13 protein-coding genes are annotated in these 13049 nt (G+C 59.5%); 8 read left to right on the top strand and 5 right to left on the bottom strand.

Going from position 1 to position 13049, the window contains the following annotated elements; all coding sequences use genetic code 11:
* Nucleotides 1-5: 5 nt before the first annotated feature.
* From BCA01S_RS36590 to BCA01S_RS29080, 4 genes are all read left to right on the top strand, one after another.
* Entirely contained in the window at nucleotides 6-1562 is a 1557-nt protein-coding gene (locus BCA01S_RS36590; protein WP_052369524.1) for a hypothetical protein, read from the top strand.
* Nucleotides 1559-2377 carry an SIR2 family NAD-dependent protein deacylase gene (locus tag BCA01S_RS29090; RefSeq protein ID WP_027779924.1) on the top strand — a complete coding sequence of 273 codons (819 nt, stop codon included), beginning with the start codon at nucleotides 1559-1561 and terminating at the stop codon, nucleotides 2375-2377. Before BCA01S_RS36590 ends, BCA01S_RS29090 begins: the two co-directional genes overlap by 4 nt.
* 72 nt (nucleotides 2378-2449) lie before the next feature.
* The gene (locus BCA01S_RS29085; RefSeq protein WP_027779923.1) at nucleotides 2450-3469 is read left to right on the top strand and encodes a WYL domain-containing transcriptional regulator; all 1020 of its coding nucleotides are present in this window, start codon (nucleotides 2450-2452) and stop codon (nucleotides 3467-3469) included.
* Between the two features lie 24 nt (nucleotides 3470-3493).
* Complete coding sequence (locus BCA01S_RS29080) at nucleotides 3494-5128, top strand: ATP-binding domain-containing protein (protein WP_027779922.1); 1635 nt, start codon at nucleotides 3494-3496, stop codon at nucleotides 5126-5128.
* A 6-nt stretch (nucleotides 5129-5134) separates the two neighbouring features.
* Here the strand turns inward: BCA01S_RS29080 and BCA01S_RS29075 are convergent, their stop codons facing one another.
* The gene (locus tag BCA01S_RS29075) at nucleotides 5135-5653 is read right to left on the bottom strand and encodes a hypothetical protein (RefSeq protein WP_027779921.1); all 519 of its coding nucleotides are present in this window, start codon (nucleotides 5651-5653) and stop codon (nucleotides 5135-5137) included.
* A 177-nt stretch (nucleotides 5654-5830) separates the two neighbouring features.
* On the opposite strand from BCA01S_RS29075, the gene BCA01S_RS29070 reads away from it, so the two are divergent.
* Nucleotides 5831-6607: a hypothetical protein gene (locus BCA01S_RS29070; RefSeq protein WP_027779920.1), complete on the top strand. Its 777-nt coding sequence runs from the start codon at nucleotides 5831-5833 to the stop codon at nucleotides 6605-6607.
* A 22-nt stretch (nucleotides 6608-6629) separates the two neighbouring features.
* Here the strand turns inward: BCA01S_RS29070 and BCA01S_RS29065 are convergent, their stop codons facing one another.
* On the bottom strand, nucleotides 6630-7040 hold the full coding sequence (locus BCA01S_RS29065) for a hypothetical protein (protein WP_027779919.1): 411 nt from the start codon (nucleotides 7038-7040) through the stop codon (nucleotides 6630-6632).
* Between the two features lie 71 nt (nucleotides 7041-7111).
* Nucleotides 7112-7396 (bottom strand): hypothetical protein, encoded by a 285-nt coding sequence (locus tag BCA01S_RS29060; RefSeq protein WP_244146096.1) that lies wholly within the window; start codon nucleotides 7394-7396, stop codon nucleotides 7112-7114.
* Between the two features lie 202 nt (nucleotides 7397-7598).
* Here BCA01S_RS29060 and BCA01S_RS29055 point away from each other — a divergent pair, with 202 nt between their 5' ends.
* A complete protein-coding gene (locus BCA01S_RS29055; protein WP_027779917.1) occupies nucleotides 7599-8456 on the top strand; it encodes a hypothetical protein in 858 nt (285 codons plus the stop codon).
* Between the two features lie 217 nt (nucleotides 8457-8673).
* On the opposite strand, the gene BCA01S_RS29045 is transcribed toward BCA01S_RS29055, so the two are convergent.
* Together BCA01S_RS29045 and BCA01S_RS29040 are read right to left on the bottom strand one after the other, a co-directional pair.
* Nucleotides 8674-9120 carry a hypothetical protein gene (locus BCA01S_RS29045; RefSeq protein WP_027779916.1) on the bottom strand — a complete coding sequence of 149 codons (447 nt, stop codon included), beginning with the start codon at nucleotides 9118-9120 and terminating at the stop codon, nucleotides 8674-8676.
* Nucleotides 9121-9287: 167 nt separating this feature from the next.
* A complete protein-coding gene (locus BCA01S_RS29040) occupies nucleotides 9288-10067 on the bottom strand; it encodes a hypothetical protein (protein WP_027779915.1) in 780 nt (259 codons plus the stop codon).
* A gap of 399 nt (nucleotides 10068-10466) precedes the next feature.
* Here BCA01S_RS29040 and BCA01S_RS29035 point away from each other — a divergent pair, with 399 nt between their 5' ends.
* Nucleotides 10467-11414 (top strand): 5'-nucleotidase, encoded by a 948-nt coding sequence (locus BCA01S_RS29035; protein ID WP_027779914.1) that lies wholly within the window; start codon nucleotides 10467-10469, stop codon nucleotides 11412-11414.
* A gap of 151 nt (nucleotides 11415-11565) precedes the next feature.
* A complete protein-coding gene (locus tag BCA01S_RS37460; protein ID WP_084166985.1) occupies nucleotides 11566-13008 on the top strand; it encodes an ISKra4 family transposase in 1443 nt (480 codons plus the stop codon).
* Nucleotides 13009-13049: the final 41 nt, after the last annotated feature.

Genomic DNA, 13049 nt, shown 5'->3' with positions numbered 1-13049 from the left:
TAGTGATGAACCGTGAAGAGTTTCTTGCACAACCTGGCGTTCAGGGTTTCGTGACGTCGCTTGTGCGACGCCTGCCGGAATTGCCGGTAAGGCTGCGCGTCGCGCACAGCAAGTATGTCCCGGGTGGAATCGACGCACAGGTGTTCGGCATCGAGGCGGTTCTCGCGCGCTACCATTGGCGCGCGAGCTGGCGCAGGCCGGGCAGTGGCGAACAGGTGGAATCCGGTGACTGGGCGTCGACGCGTGCGTCGCTCGCGCAACTGGGCGCCTGGCTGCGCGCGAGTGTCGCGCAGGGCGACGAACTGGAGGCGGAAGCCGCGGCACGCGAAATATTGCGCTGGGGCGGCGTGCGCAGCGCGATTCCGTTTATCGAACGCAAGGTGCGGAACAACCAGTGGTGTGCGTATCTGCGGGAACTGGCGCCGCTCTTTGCGCTCGACGCAGACCAGACGCTGGACACTTTGAACGCGCTCAACGTGCAGCGCTTCGACTCGGGCATGACCAAAATCCATGCGCTGTTCGATACGACCGGTTCGCCGATTTACGACAGCCGCGTGGGCGCCGCGCTCGCGATGTTGTATGAGATGTTCAGACGCGACGCCGCGCTAGACGGTGTGCGGCATGACGCATTGGGCTTTCCGTCGGGGGCCGCGCGTGGACGCCAGATCCGCAATCCTGCCGGGCTGGGATTGACCGCATCGCCGCAGTTCTATTCGCAAGTGTCCCTCGAGGACTGGGCGCGATGGCAATTGAAGACAGGCTGGATCATTCGCGCTGTTCTCGAACAGACCACACTGTTCGCCGGCGAGTCCGCGAGCGGCGCGGCGAGCCAAATGGCCGCGCGCTGCCATGCGTTCGAGGCCGCCCTGTTCATGATCGGATACGACCTGAAAAGTTTCGGCGACGATGACGGGTTGCCCGCTCAACCGGATGCGGGCGGTCCGCCGCCTGCCCCTGATGGCAGCGGAAACTATGTGCCCGCAGGACATCCGTTTGGCAATGTATTGAGCGCCTATCGCGCGTATCGAGAAACCAGTCCGTTGGACCCGCGCGCGCACGCATTTCACGTGTGGCTGCAGGCCAATCCGCACCCGGACACGCACGTCGCCATCGCGAACAATTTCACGAACTACCAGTATCCGCTTGGCGAACGCGAATTCAATCTCGCCGAACGCACGCTTGAGCAGGTGCGTGCAATCGAGGAGGGACAGGAAAGCGGGCTGCTGGTGGCGAATAACGGCGAGCCGGAATTTGTCGCGGGCGATGAGCGCGAGCAGGTGTGCCTGGTTTGCGCCGGACTGGCCGGGTATTGCTACGAGCTTGAATCGAAGGCCGACGCACGCACCGGGCGGCTGATCGCGGTGGGGTTCGCGGGCACCCCTCATTCCGCCAATACGCTGCTGTCGGTCGGACGGGCGGTCGGTACGCACTTCGGTTTGCTCGACAGCGAGTTCTTGCCCACTGATCTCTTCCGTCGTTTCTTCGGCGACGGGTTCGACGACTTCCGCGAACGGCTCGTGTCGATCGGTAAGAAGCGGACTCACGACGAATACACACGATGATCAATACAAGCGAGCTCAAACGCGCCTCCGAGTGGCTTCGCAACGCGGACGGCATTGTGATCGCAGCAGGCGCGGGCATGAGCGTGGATTCAGGACTGCCCGACTTCCGGGGCACTCACGGATTGTGGACATCGCTCTTGCCCGCGGGTATGACGGAGCGTGACGTCGGCTCGCTAACGCAAGGCGACTGCTTTCTGGACAGGCCCGTCGAAGCGTGGCAGTTCTACGGGCGGGCGTTCCAGGTGTGCCGTCAACTGACGCCACATCGCGGTTATGCGATGCTCGCTCGCTGGGCGCGGCGCGTCGCTAACGGCGCGTTCGTTTTCACCAGCAACGTGGACGGCCACTTCCAGGCGGCGGGCTACGACGAGGCTCGTGTCCTCGAATGTCATGGCACGATGAATTTCATGCAGTGCGGCAAGCCCTGCGGGGCTGCAATCTGGCCGTCGGACAGCACGATGGCTAACGTCGATCCCGACGCGCTCACGCTTTCGACTTTGCCGCGTTGCCCGCACTGCGGTCATGTTGCGCGTCCCAACTTCCTGTTGTTCGACGACCACCACTGGGTCGAAAAGCGCACGGCGGCGCAGTGGGAAAGGATGGGTACGTGGCTGCGTGCCGTGAAGCGCCCCGTGGTTATCGAACTGGGCGCCGGTACGGCTGTGCCGAGCGTGCGCATGTTCGCGGAGTCGGTGCGCGGTCCGCTGATCCGCATCAACCCCGAGGAATACGACGTGGCGGGCGAGGGCGTCGGCTTGCAAGGCACCGCTCTCGATGTACTCGACGCACTCGACGCATTGCTTGCCACGAACTGATCCGCGCGCTCAAGAAACCATAAAAGCTGCCGATAAACCCGAGACCTTCCATTCAAACGAGCGACTCGTTCAATGTCCGATATCGACCGCGAAATCATGCGCGTCCTTCCCGACGCCGCCACGCAAAGCACCTATCTCAGCACGCCGGACATTCATCGTCGTTTGATGAGCACGGTGCCGAACATGCCTTCGTCGAAAACGATCTATCGGCATCTGGCGAAACTCGAGGAAGAGGGCCTTGTCGAGATGGATGAGCGCGGCAGGGCAACCGTGTGGCGCAAGAAGGCCGGCGCGAGCGGCATGGCGTCCAAGGGCGGCGCGATGATGAGTTTCGACGAGGCACTGGCGCTGCAAACGCTCAGACGCTTCTCGTCGCGACAGATCCCGGGGCTCGTGGCCGACTCGCTGTCGCCCATGTTCGATGTCGCCGATACGCGCCTGCAACGCACCAACAATGAAACCGAGCGCAAGTATTCGCGCTGGGCAAGCAAGGTCGCGGTGGAAAGCGGCGGCTTCGCGCTGCATTACCCGTCGATTGATCGCGAGCAGTTTGCGACGGTGTCGAGAGCGCTGTTCGAGGAGCGCCAGCTCGAGATCGTGTACCGGCCGCGCAACAATGCCGACAACGATCGCGCCAAGACCGTCTTGCCGTTCGGCATCGTGGAAGTGGGCGGACTCGTCTATTTGGTGGCAGGCATGGAAGGCAAGCCCAACCCGACGATGTACCGCATGGATCGTATCGCGCGCGCCGCGGCGCGGCTCGAATCGTTTGTCTATCCTTCGTCGTTCTCGCTGGATGCGTACGTCAGGCAGCAGCGCAGCTTCGACTTCATGGTCGAGAAGGAAGTACAGCTCAAGCTGAAGTTTGTCGGCGCGGCGGGCGAGCATCTGCTTGAAGCGCCGATGTCGAAAGACCAGAAAAGCACGCGCAAGGACGATGCGCTGCATGTGCAGGGCACTGTGATGCTGAGCCAGCGACTGCGCTGGTGGCTGCGCTCGTTCGGGCCGAATGTGGAGGTCATCGGACCGGCAAGCCTGCGCGCTGAACTGGCCGAAGAAGCCGCCGCACTCGCGAAGATCTACTCGAACTAATTACTGGCGAAGAGGCATCCGGACATGGCCCAGATTTTCCCGAGCGGCTGGAACGATCAGCTGGTGAGCGGCGCTGCGCAACGTGAGGTCGAAACGCTGCAGGTGCTGCAACGCGATCTTCCCGATACGTACTCCGTCTATCACGGTGTGCACTGGACGCAGTTGAACAAGGGCTTTTCGATTTTCGGAGAGGCCGACTACGTGGTCGTGAGCCCGGCCGGCCGCGTGCTCGTGATCGAGCAGAAGTCGGGGCTGCTCGAAGAGTCGCCCGACGGTTTGATGAAGCTGTACGCCAGCAAAAGCAAGAGCGTGTCCGCTCAGGTCGCACGCACTATCAGCGGCATGCATGGCCGCTTCAAGGCCGCATTCGGCGGGCAAAACTACAGGCTCGAGGAGATGTTGTATTGCCCGGACTATCGCGTGAAAAATCCGGCGATCGCGGGCGTCAATCCCACGCGCATTGTCGATGCCACGCGCAGCGCCGAGCTGGTGTCGATCATAACGACCATTCTTCCCGCCGATGAGCTGCCGCTGCCTTGCCTCGATCGTATTCATGCGTTCCTCGCCGACGAGTTGTCGCTGACGCCGGACGTGCGCGCGATGGTCGGGCAGGTTGCGAAGCACGTGACGCGCGTCTCCGGCGGTCTCGCGACATGGGCGCGTTCGATCGAATGCACGCCGTTCAGGCTGCGTGTGACGGGCACGGCGGGATCGGGCAAGACACAGCTCGCAATCCGCGTGCTCGAAGACGCGGTGAACGCCGGACGGCGAGCGCTCTATCTGTGCTTCAACCGGCCGCTTGCGGATCATATCCGGCGCATCGCGCCAGCCGGTTCCACGGTGCTCACGTATCACCAGCTTTGCGAACAGGTTGCGCGGCGCGCGGGCCGGAAGGTCGATTTCGCCGACGGGCGCGTGTTCGGCATGCTTGAAGAGGCCATGCTCGCTTCGCAACCCGCCGGCGACGAGCGCTTCGATACGGTGGTCGTCGACGAAGGACAGGACTTTCGTCAGGAATGGGTCGCACCGATTGAACGATTGCTGCGCGACAAAGGGCGATTCTGGTGGCTCGAAGACCCGATGCAGAACCTGTATCGGCGCGAAACGGTGGCGCTGCCCAACTGCGTCGAAGTGCGCGCGATGGCAAACCACCGCAGCCCGCACGACGTGGTGCGCTTTGTCGGCATGCTCGCCGGGGCGCCGATGGCGGTCGAGGCGGCCGGTCCGTTCACGCAATCGGATGTTGGGCTCGTCACTTATGCGGGCAGCAGCGCGACGCAGGCCACGCGCGATGCACTCGATGAAGCGGTCGCCATGGGCTTCGCGCCTGCCGATATCGCGCTGCTGACGTTCAGAGGCCGTGACAAGTCGATGCTGCCTGTGCTCGACCGCCTCGGGCGCTACACGTTGCGCAGTTTCACCGGCGATTACGATGAGCACGGCGCACCCATCTATCGCGACGGCGATATCACGCTCGAAACGATTTACCGTTTCAAAGGGCAGAGCGCGCCGTGCGTGATCCTGACGGAAGTCGACTTTGAGCATTTCGACGATCTGATTTTCCGGCGTCTCTTTGTTGCCGCGACCCGCGCGACGATGAAGCTGATCGTGGTGATGTCGGAGCGGGCGGCCGGGTTGTTGATCGAACGGATGCGTTAGCCCGCGCTACGCGGCGTCGAGTCGAGACGCGATCAAGCCGAGCAGATCGTGCCGCACCGTGAGCGCCTCATTCGGCTGGCGCGCGCAACACGCCAGCAGCATTCGGCCCAGCCGTCCAAGAGCCGAGAGCGGCGACAGCGATCCGGCTACTGCCCAGTGGCCGGGTCGCTTTTCCGGCAACTCATCTTCATTGCCCATGAAGAGAGTGATCTCGGTTCCGCACGCTGATAGCGAATTCGATACCGCGTAGCTCGCACCCACGGAGTTCCAGCAAAACGACGCACGTCGCTGCGTTGACGGCTTCACCACATGCACGACGATGTCAGCACCGCTGGCAGAGCGATCGCGCACGATCGTCCACGCGATGGAACCGTCGAGCTGACGCAACAAGGTCGTCCACCTCTGAGCTTCGCGCTCATCGAAACCCCACAGCCGTAGTCCAATACATAGCGTTTGACGGTTCTCGCGCCTGTCGAAACGAGGCTGCGTTGCGGATGCGTGGATCGAATCTGTAGGTTTGGTCATGGATGCAGGGCACTCCCAGTCATTCCGATGTAGGTAGTGTGCAAGTGCATTGGGTCAAACAGTGTCCCGAAACCCACTTGAGTATCGGGACACTGTTTGTCCAATACTCTGGATAAAGTGACTGTTGAGAAGCCGTTGCCAAACGAATCCGCTGAACTGTTCAATCCGATAACTCATATGAAAATCCGCAGCCCATTCAACGACTACTATGACAGCGCAATGGCGCATGGGAGCGATCAGTCTCGGGTTTTCGTTCGCACGCCGGAATCGCAAAGGCTGACACTCGAACGCGATGGCAGTGGACTTTGGGACCGCTACAGTCGCCTCTCCGGAATCGCGGGCAGCTTCGAACTGAAGCGCGACCGCGTGCTGCTCGGCGCTTGCGCAGTCCTTTTCTGCGGCCGCGTGTATAAGGCACTTCGCGTTGTGCGGTTGCGCGGAGGAGCTATTGCGGCGCGCACGGAACAGGCTGAGAACAATGCGCAGCAGCAGAGCAACGCAGAGGAGCGGGTGTTCTACGATGCAGCAGAGTCCCAACAGTACCTTCAGGTTCTGCTGGGCGAGGAGCGGATGAAAAGGAAGCGGAATTCTTTTCTCGAGTATGGAAATCCGCTTGCCGAGGGAAGCTTGAATGAAGGGCTAAAGCGTTTCTTCGAGCGCCAGGGTAGCGACGAACTGATGCAATGGAGCGCCGAAAATCGAATTGCGATAGCCGTGCTGCACGTTAGCGGACAATTCGAAAAGTCGTTACTTGAAATCAATCCGCCGTTGAAGGGAATCCAGTTCTATCGGCTCTTCGGTGCGGCCGCGGCTTTTCAGGAATTGGACATGTTCTGGGGCGGCATTCTCGCGCCGGAGTCGCAACCGATGGTCGTTATCAGCGACAAGGATCGCATCTCGCAGCACGGATTCAACGCGCGGAGCTTTCGGAAAGACCCGACGAAGAAGCGCTAACGGGTGCGCGGCGCCCGTCGGGTTAAAAGTCCTCGGCCCATTTCTCCCAGAAGCCGGGCTCGTCGTGATGAGCGTTTTTCATGGCCAGTTCGAGCGAAACGATCCAGAACCTGACGCCTTCGAAGCGCACATTGCCGTCCGGGTATTCCAGGAGCTCTTGTAGTGCCTGATACGAAGGATCGTTGGGGTCGTAACACACGTCGATGTGGATCTGACCTGCGTAGGATCGCATGACGTTCTCGTTTGCGACGTCACCGCACATCAGCCATTTCATCTGATGAGCGTCGAGCCACGCGATGATCTGTTTGCGGCTCTCGATCTGTTCGTAAGGTATCCGGTTAGCCCGTTGTTCCGCCGGCGGAAATGACAGAAACAGAACATCGCGTTGCTTCTCGCGGGCGATTGCGTCGATATGCTTCAGCAGCATCGGCATCGTGGTTCTCCGTGGTTTTACGTTGTTGTAGCCTTCAGGCTCGATACTGGGAGAAGGGCAAAGCCAGTCACTCAGTCCGACTCGTCCCATGTGATCCCCGCCTCGTCATACAGACGTTGCGCAGTGAGATTATTCCAATTCAGCAGGTTCACGCCGTCGTCCGAGAGCCACACTTCAACATGGTCGCCTGATCTGCTGCCGCGAATCCCGGCGATCAGATTGCGAGACAAAGGAGCGGTCGCGACGACCTCGGTGATAGGGCTCGCGCCAAGCCGATACCGCACGAGATAGCGCGGTGCCCGATGGCTCAAGGCTTGCAAACGCTTGCGATATCGCGCCTGTCGTGCGTATTCCACGTCGATGCATGTTAAGACTCCAGTTTCTACGATCATCGTCCTGTCTTCGTGATGGAAACGTAGCCAGTATCCATTCGCATCGGGACACCTGGTGTCTCTTTCCAGAACGATGCCCCTCGTACCGTCTACTCAAGCGTACGAAGGGACACAACTTGTCCTTATCGCACAAGATAATCGCGGTCAAGTTCAAGGAGATCATGGGTTGTACGAACGCTTCTGCATACTGGCTACCGCGCTGCGGCTGCCCGAATGGAAGGGCGCCGCGCTGCGCCCGTTTATCGAAGAACTGCTGCGTCGCGCGGACGCGAAAGCTCGCCGACTGAGCCAACTGGTGCCGGGCATGTCTGAAGAGTGCGCGAGAGAGGCTGTTTGCAGAGCGAGTTCGATGCTGAGCTGGCGGCGGATGAACGACGTGATGGCGCGCGTCACGACACAGCAGGATCTGGAAGAAGAGGCGTGGGATCTGATCGACCTGCTGCCGGTTTGCTACGAACCCGCACCAGCGGATATGCCACTATCGGCGATACCACCAGTCGTGCTTCGCTCGTTTGCGAAGCATCTTCAGGAGGCGCTTCGGCTCGACGCTCCGTACGCGTATCGGCTGACGGCCACGCTTTTCGGCGCACGGAATCGGACGAAGCTTGCCGGTGCGACGCCATTTATTCCGCTCACCGAGCCGCTATATGCGTACGCTGTGACCGCCGTCAACGGGTCTCGAAAGGTGTGGCTCGAACCATGCGCGGCCGCAGCGCGGCTGGACGACGAATTCGATGCAATGATGCTGGTGTGTCACGACGCATTCCTTGCCGACCTCGCGCAAAACGAGTTTGTCGATCAGGCCGGCCTGCTGGCAGCCGCCTCTAATGGTGCACTCTTCGCGATGGAAATCTTCGATCTTGAAGGCACCTGCTTTCGCGCGAGTACGAGTGTCAAGGCAGCGGAGTTGGACTATCCGTCGGAATGTCGGCTTGCGCTTGCCCCACGTAACAGAACGCATCTCCATTATGTGCGGCTTAAGAGCGGCTATTTATGCGGCATTGCTTCATTCAGGCAAGCATGAAGAAGCCGAGATTGCGCGCGAGATCCTCGTCGCTCGCGGCAGCGAGTACCGCGCCGAATACGAGCGGCTGCTTCGCCAATGGGCGCCACGCGGTGCCAAAGCACGCTGCCGGACCGCGCTGCGTCTTGTGACTTGAAACGGCCGCGAATGTGGGCGAGGCGGGCGCATGTGTGTGTTCGCGTCGAGCTGTTTTGCGCGCACCGTGCTTGCGGAAGGCTTATCTGCGTCCGCGTGCCCGAGTCCACGCCTCATCGTGGAAGGCTTGGCCCCAGATACAGGCTTTTTCGATCGCGTCTTCGAACGTGAGCGCGTGGAACCACTGGCTGCGACTTACCTCCCAGGAGTAACCGAGCCGCTCGCCTTCAATCTGGAAATACGGTTGGCGCGCTTTGACGAGGAAGCCGAGTGCCGGCACGGTATCGCCGGCCACGTTATACAAAGCGTCCTCGAGGTCGTCGATGGTGTTCGCCGTTTCAAGTCCGGGTACCTCCAATCCGCCGTCGAGAAGCGCGCCGCGCAAGTCGGACAGTTCCTCTTCGAGTTCCGAGCGAGTCGGGGCGAAGAAGTGCCAGTCGACAAGCATCGAGTCGAGATGCACGATGCGCTCGAGGCGCACCGCTAATGCATTGCAACGGCCGAAGCATTGGAGTGGAGTTCCGATCATGTTGTTTCTCAAGAGAAAAACAAGATTGTCGGACGCGAATGGGACAGATTATGTCCTTGGAGGTATGTGTTGTCGCGCGGGTTGGAGTTGCGTGAAAGAAATTCAGCAACTCCAGCCAACACCGTAGTATTCGAAATCTTCCGGTGGCGAAAGCGCGTTTGGGCTATTTACGGCACAAATTTAAATTGGCTCGTCGCAGACGGCGATTTCATATATTCCGCCTGCGCTTTCGGGTGATGCCACGCGAAAGTATCGAATACCAGTTTCGAGGGTTGAGCGTCCGACGGCAACTGAATCTGCTGACAGATATCCTCCGCCAATTTTTGATAGTGCTGGTACTGTTGTTCTGTTTTGATATCGCCCATTGTCGTGCTTCGCTTGGGCATTTGAAGAATGGCTTCGATTACGGCAATGCTTTTCTTGTCGAGAGGAATGTTGGCGTGCTGCATGATTGCTCGGCCCACTTCCGAGTCGTGCGGAACGCGAAGGCGGAGGCTGCGAACGTACAGGTCCACAAGCTTGTACTTATGGGCGACGCCGAGGGTTTTATACTGCTTCCGCACGTACGTTTCCCCATTTGCATTCTTTCGTTCCTGCGCAGTGACGTTTTTCATGCGGCTTGCCCAATGCGCGGCCATAGAACTCGCGAGTTGTTTGTGCCAGCTGGCGAAATCGGTGATCAGACCTTTTGCGGTGCTCGTAGGCGACAACGTGTAACCGCCGCCATTTGTCGCAATGCCAAGAGCGGAATCCTGCTCGCGCGCCCATTCCGAGAAGATGGACATCGGGCGAACAGCGTCGCTACCGGTCGGCATCGCGCGGATAGTACTGGCGTCGACACCGTAGCTGTGCAGTGCAGTGTCGATATCTCGATTCATCAGGACCTGGCTGGCGACGTCATAGTTTCTTTCGAGGCAGGAAAGCCAGGATTGGTCGAGTGTGCTCATATTTTCATGTTCAAGATCGTAATGGGGCGGTACCGCATACCGTTCTAGCTGCTTTCGTAGTTCGCAAAACTCGTTTGTCCCAGGCTGCGGGGCACGGGAGGTTATGCTCCCGTCAGTCGACTTTTGCGCTCAAATATCTTTCTCTGTAAAGCACCGACGCCTGCCAGTCCCGTCTCTCGGCGCGTTTTCGCCGATTCGCTGACTCCCTCATATGCGTTCTCGAGTTCGCCATGTCGCGACGTGTCGGTGACTCCATTGGGATATCGGCGGCTCTTGCGATTTCTGAAGGTGGGGCTGCGCTTTGCGAATAAGCCCGTGGCAATTGTCCATCACGTTTGGGACATGAAACGTCCCGATGCCTCGCTACGATCCTCGTTGTCGATGCTGAGCGAGGGGTGAATGATTCCAGGCGAAAAGGTGACGGTCGCGGTTTCGGCGAGAGCGCTATTCGACTTCGAAGAGGAAAATCGGGCGTTTCGGGAAGAAGATCCGGCTGAGTATCGCGCGCTCCAGCAATCAAGGATCGGCCTGCCAGCTCGCCCGGGCGCGGCGTTTCCACTCGTCCGAAAGCTTCTCGCCCTTAACGGCGACGGCGCGGACGATGTCGAAGTCGCAATTCTCTCGCGCAATGATCCCGTAACCGGGTTGCGCGTGTTTGCTTCGGCGCGGCATCACGGTTTGGATATTGGACGCGCCATTTTCACGAGCGGCGCTGCACCTCATCGCTATCTCGGCCCGCTCGGCGCTACGCTTTTTCTTTCGACGCACGTTGGCGATGTCCGTGCGGCGCTGGCGGCGGGATTTGCCGCGGCGCGAATTTATCCTAATGCGTCTCCCGCAAGACAGCCGCGCGCCCGCAGCGAATTGCGTATCGCGTTTGACGGAGATTCGGTTCTGTTCGGTGACGAGGCGGAGCGCGTCTTGAGACTGATGCAACTGGAGCAGTTCATCAAGCACGAAGTCCGTCATGCACACATGCCTTTGCCGGCGGGGCCGCTGAAGCCGCTGCTAAGCGCGCTTTGCCGCCTACGTAGGCGCTCGGGATCATCCGTTGCGGTGCGCGTCGCGCTTGTCACAGCGCGCAGCGCGCCCGCGCACGAGCGTGCGATCCGAACATTGATGGCGTGGGGCGTGACGGTCGACGAAGCCCTGTTTCTCGGCGGCCGGCCAAAGGCGCCTTTTCTCGCCGAATTCGAGCCCGATATTTTCTTCGATGACCATTTGAGTACCTGCGAGTCAGCGTCGCGGCATGTTGCGACGGGACACGTGCCTTATGGCATCAACAACGAAACTGACGATTACTTTCCGCTAACGGACATGCAGGAAGCAACAGCGCGGTCGGTTTGATGCGATTACTCGCAGCGCTCAGGAACCGCATTCCTCGCACATCGGTTCCGGTTTTGACGAAGTTCCAGTTGTTGGTGGAAGCTGTTAAAAAGGTTGGGAGGCCGATGGAAGGAGGCGTATCGTCACCTCAATCCCCGGACGAGGAGCCACCATGCAATGCACGATTGTTCTTGAGTTCGATAACGGCGATGGGGGTGAAACGAAGCGGGTCGAGCTAATGCGGTTTCACAGGACCATCGAAGAGCCGACAGCCGGAGACGTAGGGCTGTCACTCGCTGAAGGCAAGTCATTGGTCAATTGCGTGCAGCAAGAGTTCGTTGTCGAACAGATTGACCGTTTTCGTGCGGCGCGTAGATCCTGTTTGATATGCGGCGTACAGCGTCGTCTGCACGACAACCATTGTTCGGAGTTGAAGACAACGCTAGGAAAGGTTTTCTATTGTCGGGAACGATGGAAGGCCTGCAGTTGTGGCGCCGACCCTTCACGATGTATTTCGCCGCTCAAAAACTGGTTGACGGAGGCAAGCACTGGTGAACTGAGGTGGTTGCATGCGCAGCTTGGAGCCACGATGCCTTATCGGCAAGCACAGGTCGTCATGGACCTTTTGTTACCCAGCTCAGGTCGCGATAATCATGTAACGATTCGCAACCACACGGTGGCCATCGGAAAGTCGATCAATAATGCGGAGCCAGCGCGCCACTGGTGCGAGACGACAAAGCCAGATGTAGAACTCGGCATCGACGTCGGCTACGTCCGTCGGGCACATTGCAATCGCAAAGGTTCGGGAAAGCAAAATCGCGCGGAAGTTTGGAACGGATCAGCATCCATCACAGTGGTGGTTGCTGCGCTGAGCGAGGCCGGTAAGCAGCCACGCGTTTGGGCTTCAGCCATGCCGCGTACAAAAAGACTCAATCAGGAAATGATCCGATTCCTCGAGACCAGTGGATGCGGGGATCCGAATGAAGTTGTCGTCCTGTCGGACGGAGCTCGAGACCTGGCTGGCGTGGCGAAAGACCTTCCATACGATACTGAGTGGATTCTCGATTGGGCGCATATTGGGCGGCTGTTGCGTCGGGTTGATCAGGCCATCGCACCGCTAGCATATGGACGACTGACGAAGAATGGATCAGCGTTCGAACTGTGGGATCTGTTTGTCCGCTTCCGTCATTACGTTTGGGTCGGTGACAACGAGGCGTGGCAGAAGTTCGCTGCCAGGCTAGCCCATTTGCTTGATCTTCGTGAACAGCGAGACCAGGCGATGAGCGTTCAGGTCAGAAGAGCACTCTATGCCCTCTTCAATGTGGTCGACTATCTCAAGAGCAATGTTGAGTCGCTGATCGACTATCGAACATGGCAACACGTGGGGCGGCGGATCTCTACTGGCTTCGTCGAATCGTCGATTAATCGGATCGTCGGCCGACGAATGTGCAAGGGTCAGCATATGCGGTGGAGCCGCATAGGAGCGCACAGTGTCGTGCAGTTGCGCGTCGCGTTGCTCAACCACGAATTCGACGAGCTCGCGCGACGGCAATTCCCATGGATTGGAGAGCGCCGCGTTACGTGGCCTTGGCGACGCACATCCCGGGGTTTTTAACGGCTTCCGCCAACACCAGCATCAGATTGCCCAAATTGACG

It is taken from the genome of Paraburkholderia caledonica NBRC 102488, from assembly GCF_000685095.1.
Classification (GTDB): Bacteria; Pseudomonadota; Gammaproteobacteria; order Burkholderiales; family Burkholderiaceae; genus Paraburkholderia; species Paraburkholderia caledonica.
Note: the sequence above shows the minus strand (reverse complement) of the source record. Positions and strands in the feature narration are given on the sequence as shown.